The organism is Bradyrhizobium sp. CCGB01, assembly GCF_024199795.1.
Classification (GTDB): Bacteria; Pseudomonadota; Alphaproteobacteria; order Rhizobiales; family Xanthobacteraceae; genus Bradyrhizobium.
The window spans coordinates 6338568-6355126 of sequence record NZ_JANADK010000001.1 but is presented as its reverse complement, the minus strand read 5'-3'; the positions used below and the strand labels follow the sequence as shown (position 1 = coordinate 6355126).

The 16559-nt window shown below is 65.3% G+C and carries 17 protein-coding genes; 8 read left to right on the top strand and 9 right to left on the bottom strand.

Annotated features, from left to right (window positions below; genetic code table 11):
• Positions 1-60 precede the first annotated feature (60 nt).
• The 4 genes from cckA to NLM25_RS29740 all read left to right on the top strand — a co-directional run bounded on the left by cckA (position 61) and on the right by NLM25_RS29740 (position 5649).
• Positions 61-2643: a cell cycle histidine kinase CckA gene (gene cckA, locus NLM25_RS29755; RefSeq protein ID WP_254139358.1), complete on the top strand. Its 2583-nt coding sequence runs from the start codon at positions 61-63 to the stop codon at positions 2641-2643.
• A gap of 243 nt (positions 2644-2886) precedes the next feature.
• Complete coding sequence (locus NLM25_RS29750) at positions 2887-3906, top strand: Tim44 domain-containing protein (protein ID WP_254121231.1); 1020 nt, start codon at positions 2887-2889, stop codon at positions 3904-3906.
• A 146-nt stretch (positions 3907-4052) separates the two neighbouring features.
• Positions 4053-4748: a lectin gene (locus NLM25_RS29745; protein ID WP_254139357.1), complete on the top strand. Its 696-nt coding sequence runs from the start codon at positions 4053-4055 to the stop codon at positions 4746-4748.
• 193 nt (positions 4749-4941) lie between these two features.
• Entirely contained in the window at positions 4942-5649 is a 708-nt protein-coding gene (locus NLM25_RS29740; protein WP_254139356.1) for a glutathione S-transferase, read from the top strand.
• Between the two features lie 361 nt (positions 5650-6010).
• On the opposite strand, the gene NLM25_RS29735 is transcribed toward NLM25_RS29740, so the two are convergent.
• From NLM25_RS29735 to NLM25_RS29725, 3 genes are all read right to left on the bottom strand, one after another.
• Positions 6011-6685 carry an isoprenylcysteine carboxylmethyltransferase family protein gene (locus NLM25_RS29735; protein ID WP_254139355.1) on the bottom strand — a complete coding sequence of 225 codons (675 nt, stop codon included), beginning with the start codon at positions 6683-6685 and terminating at the stop codon, positions 6011-6013.
• Positions 6686-6801: 116 nt separating this feature from the next.
• Complete coding sequence (locus NLM25_RS29730; protein WP_167358184.1) at positions 6802-6975, bottom strand: hypothetical protein; 174 nt, start codon at positions 6973-6975, stop codon at positions 6802-6804.
• 266 nt (positions 6976-7241) lie between these two features.
• Positions 7242-7715, bottom strand: a complete 474-nt coding sequence (locus tag NLM25_RS29725; protein WP_254121223.1) for a hypothetical protein — start codon at positions 7713-7715, stop codon at positions 7242-7244.
• A gap of 211 nt (positions 7716-7926) precedes the next feature.
• Between NLM25_RS29725 and NLM25_RS29720 the strand changes: the two genes are divergently transcribed.
• Positions 7927-9582: a fumarate hydratase gene (locus NLM25_RS29720; RefSeq protein WP_254139354.1), complete on the top strand. Its 1656-nt coding sequence runs from the start codon at positions 7927-7929 to the stop codon at positions 9580-9582.
• A 176-nt stretch (positions 9583-9758) separates the two neighbouring features.
• A complete protein-coding gene (locus tag NLM25_RS29715) occupies positions 9759-10553 on the top strand; it encodes a hypothetical protein (protein WP_254139353.1) in 795 nt (264 codons plus the stop codon).
• Positions 10554-10616: 63 nt separating this feature from the next.
• On the opposite strand, the gene NLM25_RS29710 is transcribed toward NLM25_RS29715, so the two are convergent.
• The 6 genes from NLM25_RS29710 to NLM25_RS29685 all read right to left on the bottom strand — a co-directional run bounded on the left by NLM25_RS29710 (position 10617) and on the right by NLM25_RS29685 (position 14930).
• The gene (locus NLM25_RS29710; protein ID WP_309143618.1) at positions 10617-11537 is read right to left on the bottom strand and encodes an SH3 domain-containing protein; all 921 of its coding nucleotides are present in this window, start codon (positions 11535-11537) and stop codon (positions 10617-10619) included.
• 16 nt (positions 11538-11553) lie between these two features.
• Complete coding sequence (locus NLM25_RS29705) at positions 11554-11850, bottom strand: hypothetical protein (RefSeq protein WP_254139351.1); 297 nt, start codon at positions 11848-11850, stop codon at positions 11554-11556.
• Between the two features lie 103 nt (positions 11851-11953).
• Positions 11954-12508: an inner membrane-spanning protein YciB gene (locus NLM25_RS29700; RefSeq protein WP_254121213.1), complete on the bottom strand. Its 555-nt coding sequence runs from the start codon at positions 12506-12508 to the stop codon at positions 11954-11956.
• A gap of 14 nt (positions 12509-12522) precedes the next feature.
• Complete coding sequence (locus NLM25_RS29695) at positions 12523-13098, bottom strand: hypothetical protein (protein ID WP_254139350.1); 576 nt, start codon at positions 13096-13098, stop codon at positions 12523-12525.
• A gap of 77 nt (positions 13099-13175) precedes the next feature.
• Positions 13176-13439 carry a hypothetical protein gene (locus NLM25_RS29690; RefSeq protein ID WP_254139349.1) on the bottom strand — a complete coding sequence of 88 codons (264 nt, stop codon included), beginning with the start codon at positions 13437-13439 and terminating at the stop codon, positions 13176-13178.
• 93 nt (positions 13440-13532) lie between these two features.
• Positions 13533-14930: a carotenoid oxygenase family protein gene (locus tag NLM25_RS29685; RefSeq protein WP_254139348.1), complete on the bottom strand. Its 1398-nt coding sequence runs from the start codon at positions 14928-14930 to the stop codon at positions 13533-13535.
• Between the two features lie 107 nt (positions 14931-15037).
• Here NLM25_RS29685 and NLM25_RS29680 point away from each other — a divergent pair, with 107 nt between their 5' ends.
• A complete protein-coding gene (locus tag NLM25_RS29680) occupies positions 15038-15775 on the top strand; it encodes a TetR/AcrR family transcriptional regulator (protein WP_254139347.1) in 738 nt (245 codons plus the stop codon).
• A 48-nt stretch (positions 15776-15823) separates the two neighbouring features.
• A complete protein-coding gene (locus NLM25_RS29675) occupies positions 15824-16432 on the top strand; it encodes a DUF6321 domain-containing protein (RefSeq protein WP_254139346.1) in 609 nt (202 codons plus the stop codon).
• Positions 16433-16559: the final 127 nt, after the last annotated feature.

Sequence of the window (16559 nt, the reverse complement as noted above, 5' to 3'; positions counted from 1 at the left end):
GAAGGCCCCGCGCGCGCCGCAGCGCGTTGATTCTGTGCCAACAGGCTGCGCCAGCTTGAGATGACTGCTGAGACCGACCACGACCTCACACGCGAGCCCGTTGCGGCGCACGAGCCGTCGCCGCGCTCGGGCAGCATTGCGCTGGTGCTGCTGGTGGCCGCCGGCCTCGTCGCCGTCGCCATCGGGCTGATGACGCTCGGGCGTGCGCAGGCGCAGCCCTATATCCTCGGCATCCTCGCCGTGCTGGCGATGGTCGGCCTGTTCAACCTGTTTGCCTTCGCCGCCGGCATCATCCGCTTCGCCGACCGCAATCTCGATGATCCCATCATCGGCCGCATCTCCGATCACTCCTTCGATGGCCTGGCGGTGACCGATCCGCGCGGCCATGTGGTCTATTCCAATGCGGCCTACCTGACGCTGACCGGCGCTACCGGCCCGCAGGAGGTGCGCCCCGTCGAGCGCGTCTTCATCGGCAACCCCGATGTCTCCGAAGCCGTGTTCCGCCTGCTGAAAGCGGCGCGCGAAGGCAAGCGGCAGCAGGAAGAGGTGCGCATTTCCGGTCAGGACGGCAGCCAGGGCCGCTGGCTGCGCATGCGCGTGCGTCCTCTCGGCAGCGGAAAGCGCGAGGCGAAATATGCGGTGTGGTCGATTGCCGACATCACCCGCGACCGCGAGCGCCAGGAGGACGTGTTCCAGGAGCTCCAGCACGCGATCGAATATCTTGACCACGCGCCCTGCGGGTTCTTCTCGGTCAATCCGGCGGGCGAACTCGCCTATGTCAACGCGACGCTGGCGAACTGGCTCGACTACGACCTCGCCGAGATCGGCTCCGGCGGCCTGAAGCTGGCCGACATCGTGTCCGGCGACGGCGCTTCGCTGCTGAGCTCGATCGTGGCCGTGCCGGGCGAGGTGAAGACCGAGGTCTTCGACATCGACCTGCGTATGCGCACCGGCAAGACCATGCCGGTGCGGCTCTATCACAAGCTCGCCTTCGGCGCCGATGGCGCGCCGGGGCCGTCGCGCACGCTCGTCATCAGCCGCGCCCGTGACGAGCGCAGCGATCCCGACCGCGCCGCCGAAGTGCGCTTCATGCGCTTCTTCGATCATACGCCGATGACGATCGCGACCGTCGACCGCGGCGGCAACGTCGTGCGGGCGAATGCGCGCTACGCCAAGCTCGTGCAGGGCCTCGGGCTCGACAGCGCCAGCAAGTCGATCTTCCGCGCGGTCAATGCGCGCGACCGGAACCTGCTGATCGCGGCGATCAACCAGGCCGCCGAAGGCCAGGCCGACATCGCGCCGGTCGAGGTGGCGCTGGAGGGGACCAAGGACCGCTGGGGCCAGTTCTTCGTCACGCCGGTCGACGCGGCCGAGAACGACGCGGAAGCCGCCATCGTGCACATGCTCGAGACCACCGAGCGGCGCGCGCTGGAGAACCAGATCAACCAGTCGCAGAAGATGGAGACGGTCGGCCAGCTCGCCGGCGGCATCGCCCACGACTTCAACAACGTGCTCTCCGCCATCATGATGGCGAACGATTTCCTGCTGAACGCGCACAAGCCGACCGATCCGTCGTTCCAGGACATCATGCAGATCAAGCAGAACGCGACGCGCGCCGCGACGCTGGTGCGGCAGTTGCTGGCGTTCTCGCGGCGGCAGACGCTGCGGCCGCAGGTGCTCGACCTCGGCGACGCGCTGTCCGATCTCGCCATGCTGCTGCGCCGGCTGATCGGCGAGAAGGTCAAGCACGAGACCATCCACGGCCGCGATCTCTGGCCGGTGAAGGTCGACGTCTCGCAGTTCGAGCAGGTGATCGTCAACCTCGCGGTCAACGCGCGCGACGCCATGCCCGACGGCGGCAAGCTTATCATCCGCACCGCCAACGTCACCGCGGAAGAAGCCGCCAAGCTCGCCTACAAGGGGATGCCGGCGGCGGAGTATGTGCGGATCGAGGTCGCCGACACCGGCACCGGCATCCCCGCCGACATCCGCGACAAGATCTTTGAGCCGTTCTTCTCGACCAAGGAAGTCGGCAAGGGCACTGGCCTTGGTCTTTCGACGGTCTATGGCATCGTCAAGCAGACCGGCGGTTTCATTTACGTCGACTCCGAGCCGGGGCAGGGCACCTCGTTCCATATCTTCCTGCCGCGCCATCACGCCGAGCCGGAGGTGCAGGAGCAGCCCGCAGCAGTGGTCAGCGCGACCAATGGCGCCGCGAAGGAGACCGCACCTGCGGCGGCGGAGGCCAAGCCGCGCACCGATCTCACCGGGCAGGGCACCATCCTTCTCGTCGAGGACGAAGAGGGCCTGCGCGCGCTGAACGCACGCGGCCTGCGCTCGCGCGGCTACACGGTGGTCGAGGCCGAGAACGGCGTCGAGGCCATGGACGTGCTGGAGGAGCAGAGCGGCGCCATCGATCTCGTCGTCTCCGACGTCGTGATGCCGGAGATGGACGGCCCGACCTTGCTCAAGGCGATGCGCGAGAAGAACCCCGACATCAAGTTCATCTTCGTCTCCGGCTACGCCGAGGACGCCTTCGAGAAGAGCCTGCCCGAGGGGCAGCAGTTCGACTTCCTGCCAAAGCCGTTCACGCTGAGCCAGCTCGTGGCGGCCGTGAAGGAGACGATGGCAAAGGCGGGGTGAGGCGCAAGAGCTCCTCGCGATGACGGGGAGAGAGCCGCACCCTCAACGACAATGACGAGGAAAAAGCGGAATTTCCGCCCCGAATCCGCCGGTACCCCGCGACCGCAGTTCCCCCCGCGCATCCGGCCAAACCCCCGCCAAATATGGGCTTTTGCCACATCCCCGCGACTGAGGGCCGCAGCCATAGGTTCCGAAACCGGCTTCACTTTTCGGGAAGTCTGCCCATGTTAGGGGCACGTCCCCATGCCGGGGATTTGGGAAACGCACATGACTTTCTCGCAACGCTCCCGCACTCTCTTCAAGACCATCGCCGTCGTGCTGGCGCTTGCGCTGCCGACTGCGCTGGCGATCTCGTCCGCTGACGCGCGCGTCGGTGGCGGCATGTCGTCAGGTTCGCGCGGCTCGCGCACCTATTCGGCGCCGCCGTCGACCACGACCGCGCCGGGCTCGACGTCGCAGTTCAACCGCACCTACACCCAGCCGGGTGCAGGCATGAATTCAGCCGCAGCTGCGCCCGCGCGCGGCGGCCTGTTCGGCCGCGCCGGTGGCTTCATGGGCGGCCTTGCGGCCGGCTTCCTCGGCGCAGGCCTGCTCGGCATGCTGTTCGGCGGCGGCCTGTTCGGTGGCCTCGGCGGCCTGTCGTCGATCATTGGCCTGATCATCCAGATCGCGCTCGTGGTGCTGGTGGTCCGCCTTGCGATGTCGTGGTGGCAGCGCCGCCACACGCCGCAGACGGCCTATGCCAATGCTGACGCCGGCGCCGGTCCGGGACCGCAGCCGAACTCGAACTATCGCAGCGGCCTCGGTGGCGGACTTGGCGGCGGCCTCGGCGGCTTCGGCTTCGGCGCCAACAACGCGCCGCTCGAGATCAAGCCTGATGACTACGAGGCGTTCGAACGCCTGCTCGGCGACGTCCAGACCGCTTGGTCGAACGAGGACGTGGCCAAGCTGCATACGCTCGCGACGCCGGAGATGGTCTCCTATCTCGAGCAGGACCTTAACCAGAACCGCGCGCGCAACGTCGTCAACAAGACCAGCAACGTGAAGCTGCTGCAGGGCGACCTCGCGGAAGCCTGGCGCGAAGGCGAGACCGAATACGCCACGGTGGCGCTGCGCTTCGCGCTTACCGACAAGACGCTCGACCGCAACACCGGCGCGGTTGTCGCCGGCAGCGAGCAGCCCGGCGAGGCCACCGAGGTCTGGACCTTTGCCCGCCGTCCCGGCAGCGGCTGGGAACTGTCGGCGATCCAGCAGACCAACTGATCGCGTCCGACATGAGAACCCAAGGCGTCGTGCTTCCAGCACGGCGCCTTTTTCTTTTGGACGTTTCGCATCGCGGCGTCGGAATAAGCGGGCGCGCGTCGGGTTGAATTCAGACGGCCAACGACAAACACAATTGGGAGGACAAGATGATCCGTATCGAGAGATCCGTGACGATTTCAAGCCTCGCGCTTGCCAAGTCTGTACTTGTGATGGCGTTGTTTGCGGCGCCGTCGGCGCAAGCGCAGTCGGCCGACATGACGTTTTTCGTGACCTCGAATGGCCCTGGCAAGGGCGCCGATCTCGGCGGCCTGGAGGGGGCTGATGCGCAATGCCAGAAGCTTGCACAGGCCGGCGGTGCCGGCGCCAAGACTTGGCGCGCGTACCTCTCGACGCAGGCCGCCGACGGCAAGCCGGCCGTCAACGCCCGCGACCGCATCGGCAAGGGACCGTGGCAGAACGCCAAGGGGGCGGTGATTGCCAAGGACGTGGCCGACCTGCACGGCGCGGCCAACAACCTCACCAAGCAGACCGCGCTCAGCGAGAAGGGCGAGGGGATCAACGGCGTTGGCGACCAGCCGAACCGGCATGACATCCTCACGGGATCGCAACCGGACGGCACCGCGTTTGCCGGTCCGGACGATCGCACCTGCAAGAACTGGACGTCGAGCACGCAGGGCGCCGCGATGGTCGGCCATCTCGATCGCCGGGGCCTGCGCGACGACGAGCCGTCAAAGTCCTGGAACAGCTCTCACCCCTCGCGCGGTCCTGACGGCGGCTGCTCGCAGGCCGATCTGAAGAGCACCGGCGGCGACGGCCTGATGTATTGCTTCGCGTCGAATTGAGGCTCTGAGCTCTCGCCTCCGGCATTGCGAGCGAAGCGAAGCAATCCAGAGTCGCTCCGCGGCGGCAGTCTGGATTGCTTCGCTGCGCTCGCAATGACGGAGTATGCAGAACCGCCGGCCCGTCTCGCACTGACGGAACCTTAGGCTGCATGTTACATTGGCTCCGTTGCTGCCACGCTCACGGACCCTGCCCATGAAGTACGAGCTCTACTACTGGCCCGAGATCCAGGGCCGCGGCGAATATGTGCGGCTGGCGCTGGAGGAGGCGGGGGCCGCTTATGTCGACGTCGCGCGCGGCCCGCGCGGCACCAGTGCGATGATGACGATCATGGATTCGCACAAGGGCACGCCGCCCTTTGCGCCGCCGTTCCTGAAAGCTGGCAAGCTCGTCATCGGCCAGACTGCCAACATCCTGCTCTATCTCGGCGCCCGTCACGGCCTCGCACCGAAGACGGAAGCCGGCAAGCTCTGGGTGCACGAGCTCCAGCTCACCATCACCGACCTCGTGGTCGAGATCCACGACACCCATCATCCGCTCGGGCCTTCGATGTACTATGAAGACCAGAAGTCGGCGGCGAAGAAGCGCACCGCCGATTTCTGGAGCGAGCGCTTGCCGAAATATCTCGGCTATTTCGAAGGGCTTCTCGCGGGCAATGGCGGCGCCTATGTCACCGGTCGCCGCCTGACTTACGTCGATCTCTCGCTGTTCCAGATCGTCGATGGGCTGCGCTACTCCTTTCCCAAGCGCATGAAGGCATTCGAGGGAGATATCCCGGGCCTCGTCGGCCTGCACGATCGCGTCGCCGCGAGGCCGAATATCAAGGCTTATCTGGCGAGCGAACGCCGGATTGCCTTCAACGAGCAAGGCATCTTTCGTTGCTACAAGGAACTCGATTGCTAAAGCGCTTTCGCGCGAGATGGATACCGGTTCGCGTGAAGAAAACGCGTCAAGAAGGACTCTAGCCGGTCCGGAGGGAGACTGGCGGCAGCCCCCGTTCCGGACCGGCCGTTTCGGGCGCGATCAATCGCCCGAAGTCGTCATGGCTTGCGAACGCTTGTGAAGGCTTTGGGGCAAGTCGCTCGTTTGAAGCATCGGGAACGGGAGACTGATCATGCTCGTCGGGGCAGGGCGGCTTGCAGAACATCGTCGCGTCTCCGGTGTGGGTGCGGGTTCCCTCTAACGAGGTTCGCTTGCGGCGACGTCAGTCGATCGGAGGAGAGCATGTGCTTTTCCGCGCCGTGCACGCGAGAGTGATGCGCTCTCACCACACGCCGGGCAGCAGGCGATAGCGCACGCGCGCGACATAGTCGGTATAGCCCGGCAGGCCCTCGCGCAGTGTGCGCTCCTCGATGCCGATGCGGATCGCAAACAAAACGAGGATGAGCGGCACCATCACAAGGCCCCACCACGAGCCCAGCAGCAGCGGCACGCCGGCGAAGAACAGGATCATGCCGCTGTACATGGGATGGCGCACATGTGCGTAGGGCCCGGTCGAGATCACGCGCTGTGCGCGTTCGGCCTGCAGCTTCACCACGGGCGCGGCGAACGAGTTCGCGCGGAACACCCAGAGGATGAACAGGGTCGAGAGTACGAACAGAGCAAGGCCGAGCACCTGGAACGCAAGCGGCATGTCGGAGGATTGCGCGCGCCGGTCGAGCCCCATCGCGACCAGCCACGCCAGCATCGCGACGACGAAGACGGCCATGAACACCTTGTCGGCGGCGGGCTGGTCCTTTTGCAGGACCGGTCGCAGACGTTCGGCGAGCAGCGCCGGATCGACCCGATAAAGCCACCAGCCGCAGAGCGGGCCGAGCAGGGCGCAGGTGGCGAGGAAGACCCAGGCCGAAGGCCAGTGCAAAGTCCCGGCGCAAGCGAACAGCAGCGCGCCCATCGCGACGGTGGTGATCGTGTTCTGCAACAGCAGTTTTGCGATCATGCGCAGGTTCCGCAGTAATCGCGCACGATGTTGGGCCTGCTATCCGGCGAAGATGCGGCCGGACACGCGAAAAGCCCGATCGACCGGATCGGGCATTTCATCTTCGGCAAGGCTGATCAGGCGAGCTGATCGATCCGCGTGCCCTGACCCGGCGGCAGCGGCGCGGGCGGCGGCGGCTTGTAGGTCGGGTCGTTGTCCTTGGTCTTGGTCTGGTCGTCCTGCTGCTTGGTCGTATCGTAGCTCGGCACCACGATCGCGATCGGCGGCGGCGCAACGGTAGAAACGCTCATCCACAAATCCTCACACATGGAAACAATTGAGCGTGCCCTGCCAGGAGCGAAGTTTCCTTCAAGCCAATCGTTAAAATGTGAGGGAATTGGTGTGGTGGGATGCGCTGTTTGCAGGCGACCTCGCGCTGTATCGAGGGGGGAGCGAACCTCTCCTCGTCATTGCGAGGAGCTCTTGCGACGAAGCAATCCAGTCTGCCTTCGCGGAAACAGTCTGGATTGCTTCGCTGCGCTCGCAATGACGGAATGTATGGAAAGAGCGAGGCCGTCTATTCGTCCTTGCCGCGCGTGATCGCGATGGATGCGTCCGTCTTGGTGCGCGTGCATTCCATGTTGAGCCGGCGGTAGCGCATGACGACCTTGTCGCCGCGGAGCAGTCCCATCCGCTTCAGGCAGCGTGTCGCGCCCGTCGTGGTGTCGTCCTTCGTCACGGTGAAGACGATCGCCGCCATCGACCCCACCAGCGCAAAGAACTCCGGCGTCGGCTTGCGGTCGCCCTTGGCATAGAGCTCGATCGAATATTTGTCGCCGCGGCACCCCACGGACAGCTCCTTGGCCGCCGGGTGCGTCAGGTACACGATATTGGCGGCGCGAAAGTTCACCTTGAGGCGATCGACCTGGTTCGCCAGCTCCTTGGCGCTGTCGTCGCAGCGGTCGGCCCGCGCGGGCGAAGCCAGGGTCACAAGACCGGTGATGGCGGCGGCGACCAGGATCGCGCCGCGGACGTTCAAGTTCAATGTCATGATAAAAAGCCCCTTGGGAGGCGCATTCAAGCGTCGGTGAACGCGAAGCGCAAGGGCGGGAACGGGCCTTTCCACGTGCCGTGCCAATGCCCTGCCGAGCCCGCGCCGATCTCTCCCATGCGCGCCGCTCCCTTTCTTTTCCGCCCAAAATGCGCTTAGAACGCTTCTATGCTAGGCCCGCGCAGGGCTCCAAAACCCCGAGATTTGCCCCATGAACGCTCCCACCGCCTTCCCCGATCCGTCAAAGCCCGTTCCGCCCTACAAGCACACCCCGCTGTTCCCGCTGGGCAAGGACGAGACGCCTTACAAGAAGATCACGGCCGAGGGCGTCCGGGTCGAGAAGGTCCTGGGGAAGGACATGCTGGTGGTGTCGCGCGAGGCGCTGCGGGCGCTGTCGGAGGCGGCTTTCGGCGACATCAACCATTACCTGCGGCCCGGCCACCTGAAGCAGCTCCGCGCGATCCTGGAGGACGGCGAGGCCAGCCCGAACGACAAGTTCGTCGCGCTGGACTTTTTGAAGAACGCCAACATCGCCGCCGGGGGCGTGCTGCCGATGTGCCAGGACACTGGCACCGCGATCATCATGGGCAAGAAGGGCTGCAACGTCATCACCGACGGTGACGACGAGGCGGCGCTGTCGGAGGGCGCGCGCGATGCTTACCTGCGCCGCAATCTGCGCTACTCGCAGGTCGCGCCCTTGTCGATGTACGAGGAGAAGAACACCGCCAACAACATGCCGGCGCAGTGCGAGATCTACGCCGAGGGCGATGATGCCTACAAGTTCATGTTCATGGCCAAGGGCGGCGGCTCCGCCAACAAGAGCTTTCTGTTCCAGGCCACGCCTTCGGTGCTGACCAAGGACCGGCTGCTCGCCTTCCTGAAGGAGAAGATCCTCACGCTGGGCACCGCCGCCTGTCCCCCTTACCACCTCGCCATCGTGATCGGCGGCACCTCGGCCGAGCTCTGCATGAAGACGGTGAAGCTTGCCTCCGCCCGCTATCTCGACGCGCTGCCGACGCACGGCTCGCCTGACGGCAACGCCTTCCGCGACGTCGAGATGGAGCAGGAAATCCACAAGATGACGCAGTCGCTCGGCGTCGGCGCGCAGTTCGGCGGCAAGTATTTCTGCCACGACGTGCGCGTGATCCGCATGCCGCGCCACGGCGCCTCGCTGCCGATCGGGCTCGGCGTGTCGTGCTCGGCCGACCGCCAGGTGCTCGGGAAGATCACGAAGGACGGCGTCTATCTCGAGGAGCTCGAGCACAATCCGGCGCAGTACCTGCCGCAGGTCGAGGAGTCGCTTGGCGGCGAGGTCGTCAAGATCGACCTCAACCAGCCGATGAAGGATATTTTGGCGACGTTCTCGAAGTACCCGACCAAGACGCGGGTCTCGATGACCGGCACCATGATCGTCGCGCGCGATTCCGCGCATGCCAAGCTGCGCGAGCGGCTCGACAAGGGCGAGCCGTTGCCGGACTACTTCAAGAACCATCCGGTCTACTACGCCGGCCCGGCCAAGACGCCCGAGGGCTACGCTTCCGGCGCATTCGGTCCGACCACCGCGGGCCGCATGGATTCCTTCGTCGACCAGTTCCAGGCCGCCGGCGGTTCGATGGTGATGGTCGCGAAAGGCAACCGGGCGCCTGCCGTGCGCGAGGCCTGCAAGAAGTATGGCGGCTTCTATCTCGGCTCGATCGGCGGTGCGGCGGCGAACCTTGCCGAGCACTGCATCAAGAAGGTCGAGGTGCTCGAATATCCCGAGCTTGGCATGGAAGCGATCTGGCGCATCGAAGTCGTCGACTTCCCGGCGTTCATCATCATCGATGACAAGGGGAACGACTTCTTCAAGGAACTGAACCTGGGCTAGCCTTCGTCTGTCCCTCGATGCGGCAACCGTGGTCTGGCCGGCGCATCCTGGCGCCGGCTGGGACGTTGTGACGCGCGACGGATCGAGCCGATTGCTGCTTGGGGTTGTGCCGGATTCACCGAACGTTAACCAGCCCGGGTGCTCTTTTTTGCATGCAAGCAAAAGTGGAGCAACCGATGCGTGTAGGTGGAGCGGCCCAGATCCAGTCCGAGCTCATTGCGCTCCAGATATTGTCGCGCGCATCGGGTGGCGCTCAGTCGGGTTCAGCGGCCCGCTCGCAGTTCTCGGCTTCCCCCGATGATGGCTTTGCCGGATCGAGCCTGAGCGGCGGTGCGGGCGTTCTACAGACCTATTCGGCATCCGGTGCTCTGGCCGACGGCGGCAACGCGATCGCTGCCATCAAGGCAATGGCGAAATCGAGCGTCTTCCGGAATGCGGCCCAGGGCAATGCGGATGATGAGGTCCGCGCCCTCGTTCGTGATGGCAAGCTCGCCGAGCTTCCCGCACTCGACGAGGCGCAATGGGCGAGCCTCAGCAAGAGCGAGCAGAACATCTACGGCGTGGTTCGCACCCTGCAGGGCCTGTACGACGCAATGCCGAAGTCGATCGAGCAGGCGCTTTCGGATCACGTCAAGATCGTGCTCGACTCCTACCCGGACGCGATCGCGCGCATGCAGGACCAGCTTTCTTCGGTCAGTCCGGCGGAGGCAGACCTCATCAAGCAAAACATTGCCGGATACCAGGGGGCGCTCGAGGCGGCCCAACAAGGTCGCATGCAGATCCATGCGGCCTCGGATTCCAGCCTGGTAACGGCAACCGAGGAGTTCAGCGCCAGCGGCGGCGAATTCGGCTGGAGTGGCAGAGGCGTGACGGTGCACGCCGACATCCCGGCATTGCAGAGCGCCTACGGCACCAAGAACGTCCTGCCCGGCGACAGTCCGTATTTCGGGACCTATGTGATCACCTGGTGAGACGGCCGCTCCATCCGCGGCTGCTCACCGGCTGGTTGAGCGAGCGAGACGGCGCGCACATCGCTAACTGCAGTTCGTGACCTGGTTGGAGCACAGCGAGCGCCACCAGCCGCGGACTCCGTCATGGCTCTCGACGAGGCCCCAATATCCGCTGCAGGCAAGTAGGCGCTTCGGCCCGCCGTCGCCGTCGATCGGGCCGCCGAGCTCGCTCCGGGCCGGCATCCATTTGGCATCGACGGATGGAGCCTGGAATAGCCCGCCCGCGCGTGTGTAGCCATTGGCGTAATTTGCGCCAACCTTGTTGGACGCGACCCAGCCGCGCCCCGCATAGGGTTTTGGCGCGCTGCGCGGATATCTTTTCTCGTCCTCGTAGTCCTTGCCGGGCGGCTTGGCGCCCTCGATCAGAAACCAGCCGTCCTTGAAGCCGATGATGCGGAATTCGGTGAGCCAGCCGCCGTCGGGCGTGTTCTCGGCGCCGCCGAGCTTGAGCCGGTAGGGCGGCGGCAGGGTGCCGAGCACACGCGCCTTCACTGATGGATCGGCGCGCACGTTGAGGCCGTTTGGATCCTTGTCGACGGACCAGGCGCCGAAGTCGCAGGGCTCGGTGCCTTCAGGCAAATTTGCGCGCCTGGCGGCGAGATCGGCGTGCAGCTTTGCGAAGTCGGTATCGTCGTTGTTAGGATCGGGCCCGGTGCGCGGCTGCAACGCGGCTGAGACGGCGCGCGTCGCATCCGCCGTCAGCGTGACCACGAGCGTCTGGCGCGCAGCGAACACGCTTGCCGGCGTCTTCGGATCGTTCGATGCCGCGGGATAGACCGCGAGATATCCGGTCGCACCATCGGTTCGATAGGCGGTGCCAGCTACATAGCCCGCTGGCACCATGGCGAGCGCGCTTGCGCGCCACGCCGGCTCGGTGTCATCCGCGCGCGCCGCTTGTGTCGCGACACACAGGATCGCTGCCGCGATGAGACGGAGCACGCGCACGGTTCGCAACGCGAGCTTACGCCTTCGTGCCCGTGAACGGGAAGCTGCCCATCGGGCCGATCCCCATCTCGCCGCTCATGCTGTTGCCGGAGACGGTGCCGATGAACTCGAGCGTCAACGGCATCGGATTGGTGATGGAGACCTTCCAGTTGACGGCATCGCCGCTGATGGTGCCGTCGAAGATCTCGGCGGAATTGCCATCGGCGCCCTGCGTGCCCGTCAGCGTGCCGCCGGAGCTCAGCAGGGTCAGAGTCGCCTGGCGCTCGCCCATCGGGGTCGTCATGGTCAGATTCCAGTTGCCGTCCACGGCCATTCCCGTCTCCCAATTTTTCCGGCGGCTTGCGACACGCAACGCCTGCCAGAGACGCCTATAGCCTAACTCGCGTGACCTTCCTAACGCTCTCTTTGACGCGGCCTCAAGCGCGCGCGGCAGCGCGCATGCGGCTGCCGACGAGCAGGCGGAAGGCAACGTACTGGATGGCAAACGCGGCGATTTTCGCGCCGATCAGGACTACGGAAATATAGAAGGCCCACAGCTTCATGTCCCCCGTCATGGCGACGGCAACGGTCCCGGCGGCGAGCACGAACATCAGCGCGGCCCATGCATAGCCTGCGACGGTGACGTATTCCGGAATGGTCTCGGTCACGATCGGCGGCAGATAGCGCAGCATCCAGCCGCGCTTGAGCATGATGAGGCCGATCGCGACGTGTCCGATCGCCGGCTTGGCCAGCACGAAGCGCGGATCGTGGGTGAGCAGCGTTGCGCCGCCGAGCACGATGACGAGGCCGAGGCTTGCCCAGGTCATGTAGCCCAAAGTCTGGCCCTTGATCCGCGACCAGGCCACCTGGCCGATGGCGCCGAGGATGGCGACTGCGGTTGCAAGGATGACGTTGTCGGTCGCGAGGTAGATCACCAGGAAGACGATGGTGGAGAGGAAGTCGGAGACGAGCCGGCGGAATACGTCTTTCATCGTCTGTCCTGTCTTCAGTGGGAGTGGGGCAGTGCGCGGGCGGGCGTACCGTACTTGATCTGGCGATACTCGGGATACCACTTTGTGAAGTAGATCGCGCTGTTGCGGGCGGCGAAGGCGACCGCAAGGCTCGACCAGAGCGGCAGGCCGGGGAAGTAGAGCAGGGCGATGTTGGCGGCCGCCATCAGCAGCGCAGCTGCGGTCCAGGCGCCGGTGATGATGTAGTTCGCGGTGAGGAAGCCGGGGATCGCGGCCGTCTCGGCCGGGACCGTTTCAATGGCATATTGCAGCGTGAACGGACGGCGCACCAGCAACGAGCCGAGCGAGATGACGAAGATGCCGATATCGACCGACAGCTTGACGCCGAGCGTACCCAGCGTCGGGTCGACCAGCGTGAGGTAGAGGCCGATTGCGGCGAACACGATCGCCGAACCCGCGGCCAGGATCTTCACCGAGCGGCCGCGCGCGACATCGATCGCGATGGTGGCGAGGCAGATCGCGCAGGCCGCGAACACGCTTGAAGTGGCCGACGTCACCAGCATCAGGAAGGTGTAGGCGCCGTAGGGCGCGAGGATCAGGAAAATTGCCATGTGCCGCCTCGCTCAGGCCAAATCTTTACAATGTCAAGATAAGTAGTTCGGCGGCGCGCCCGGGTCAAGCGAAATCTTTACAGTGTCAAAATCACGTAGGTTGCTTCCAAAAACTGAAGTGCCGCAATGGCTTGGTCGACCGCTTCGTCTGCGAATTCCGCCCAGGGCAGGCGTGACAGGAGGGGTAACGCGCAAACGATCGCAAGGCCGAGGGCGAGCAGGATGCCGCCGTTGAAGATGGCGTGGCTGCTTCGCCGCAGCCGGATCATTCCAAATGCAAGCGCAGTGCAGATCAGGACGAGGACGGCGAGATAGCTCGCGGTGATTGTGGGGACGTGCATGCGAAACTCCTCTTTCGGCGCTGTCGTTCCGGGGCGCGCCACCTGGCGCGGGCCCGGAATCCATTTCGCCTCGCGTAATGCCGCCTGACGGCGCTACGCCGCTCCCACCCAGTTGCCGTGGAAGCCGTCGGGCACGCGGTGGCCGAGCTGCACCAGCGCGACGGGGCCGGCTTCGACGTCGGTCGCGTTGAACACGGCGAGGTCGCTGCGGTTTTCCCGCGCGCGCCAGACCACCGCCAGCAGCCAGCCGTCGCCTTCCGCTGCATCCTTCGAGCGCTCGACGAACACTGGCTCGGAGATGGTATCGCCGGCCGGCAGCAGATAATGGCCGAGCCGTCTGCCGTTGCCGTCGACATGGACGATGCCCGACAGCGCGCCGAACATCGGCAGCCGCGGATTGGCGCAGGCGTACCAGCCGTGATGGCTTTTCAATCCGGCGCGGCGGTCGTCGATGCGGGGGAATTCGCCGGTGAGGTCGTCCAGATAAGTCTGCTGGAAGCGGTCGCTATTCCCCGAGAGATCGAACGTCCAGCGGCAGTGCCGGGCGCGCGATTTTTCCGGATCGGTTGGCCGGCCGTCCGGATGCGGAAACAGCGGCGCTTCCTCGAACTGCATGACGTCGGCGATGATGCGCTCGCCGTCCTCCCAGGCGTTCATGACATGGAAGACGTAGCAGGCCTCGGCACGAAACCAGACGATGTCCTTCGCCGTGCCGCTCCGCTTCATCACGCCGACATAGGCGCCCTTGTCCGGCTCCCAGGCATAGGGCGGACGTCCGCTCATCGCGCGCTCCATGCTGCCCGTGATCGGCAGGATCGGAAACAGCACATGGTTCTTGGTGACGATGAAGTCGTGCACCATGCTGGCATAGGGCGCCTCGAAACGTTCGAAGCGCGTCGCCTTGCCGGACGCGTCGATCGATCCGTAGGAGAGGGCAGGCGTCAGCGGACCCGCGGCGTTGTAGCCGAAGAACACCAGTTCACCCGTGATCGGATCGATCTTGGGATGCGCGGTAAAACTGCCGGCGACGCGGCCCTGGTAATTGTGATAGCCGCGCGTTGCCAGCGTGCCCGGCTCGATCTCGGTCGGCAGATGCGCTTCTTCCAGCGCCAGCAGCTTGCCGGCGTGGAAGATGATGTTGGTGTTGGCGACACCGCCGTCGGTGAGGTCTTGTGGCGCATCCGGCAGCTTGCGGCCGAAGCCGCCGAACAGGGCGCGGCCTGCATCGTGCTCGGCCTGCCATTTCGGCGTGCGGACCCAGCGGTTGCGATAGCTGGCGCGGCCGTTTTCCAGGTGGAAGGCATGCAGCATGCCGTCGCCGACGAACCAGTGCGCGCCGGGCGCCTCGAACTGAGGATTGGGACCGTTGCGGTAGAGCACGCCATTCAGATCGCGCGGCAATTCGCCGACGATCTTGAGGAATGGCGCATCGGCCTCGAACGGAATCGGACCGAGATTATGGCGGCGTTCGGCAACGGCGTCGTGCTGCACGGCGTATCCTTCCCTATCTTTACATCGTAAAGATCAAATAGAGCCGATCGTCGTGCGCGTCAAGTGAAATCTTTACACTGTCAATATTGCGTCATATAGCTTGTCCCATGGCCAAGAGCGACACCAAGAGCGAACCGGCGCGTAGCCCGCGCACTCCGAGAAAGACAGCGTCGGCAGCGAGCGCGCCGTCGCGTCCCGCGCGACGCCCGGCGGCCGCGAAGGCAGAGACGCCCTATCATCACGGCGCGCTGCGGGAGGCGCTGCTTCAGGCCGCCGAGCGGGTGCTGGAGCGCGACGGGTTGTCCGGCCTGACGCTGCGCGCGGTGGCGCGCGAGGCGGGCGTCTCGCATGCCGCGCCGACCCATCATTTCGGCGATCTCACCGGCCTACTCAGCGAGCTCGCGGCCGTCGGCTTCCGCCAGTTCAACGCGGCGATGGCGTCGTCCTGCGATGCCGCCACCACGCCGCTCGCGCGCGCGCTGGCGCGGCCGAAGGCCTATGTCGCCTATGCGCAGGCCCATCCCGGCATGTACGGCATCATGTTCCGCACCGAACGGCTCGACTATTCGCGGCCCTCGCTGCACGAGGCGGCCGAGGCCTCCTTCGCGGGCCTAGCCAATGCCATCGGCATGATGCGGCAGGAGCAGATCAGCGAAGATGCGCTGACGCTGAACCAGGGCGCCGCGATCGCGCGCGCCTGGTCGATGGTGCACGGTTTCACCATGCTGCTGCTCGATGGCCGGCTCGAGGATATTTTGGGACGGCTGCCCGAGGGCACGACGGCCGAACGGCTGCTCGAGACGATGCTGACGGCGCCCATCACGGGGAAGCTTCCGGGCCCCTGATCGATCCGGCCGCACGCAACCCTTGCCATCGTCAGGCGTTGACGCCGCATGGCAAGATCACCCCGCGCGCCCTGGAAACGTCAGAACCCGCGCAAGCGCGCGGGCAAGGCGTCCAAACATCTCAGTCCGGCACAGAAATCGGCGGCGAAAGCACGCGCGCGCCGCGCCGGCCGCCGCTATCCCAACCTCGTGGACAACATGCGCATGGCAGCGAAGAAAACGTCGAAGGCGAAAAAATCCGCGACGAAGAAATCAGCGAAGACGACCCGCAAGCGCAAGACGGCGAAGAAGACTGCAAAGACCTCGCGCAAGCGCAGCGCATCGGTGAAGGAAAAGGATCCGCGCGGCGGCCTGACCGCAGCGGGCCGCAAGGCTTTTGCGCGCAAGCAGGGCGCTCATTTGCGGCCCGGCGTCACCAAGAAAGAGTCCGAGATGACGCCGCAGGAGATGCGGCGAAAGGGAAGCTGGGCCGTCCGCTTCTACGGCCGCGCGAAATTGCCGCCGCTGGTCGACGCCAAGGGGCGGCCGACCCGGCACGCGCTGTCGGCGCATGCCTGGGGCGAGCCCGTGCCGAAGACGGCCGCGGCGGCACGGCGTATTGCCGCGAAAGGTGAGCGACTGCTGGCGCGCTATCGCCGCGCCAAGGTGAAGGCCTAGCGCACACGGGCTCATTTGGCGGGCTGCCTGCGGCGATCGATGCATGCGTTGCATCTTGAAGTTGTGATGTGTTTGGAGGAGTATGGCCATCCACAGTGTATTTCGACTGTGATTTTGGTTGGCCTTT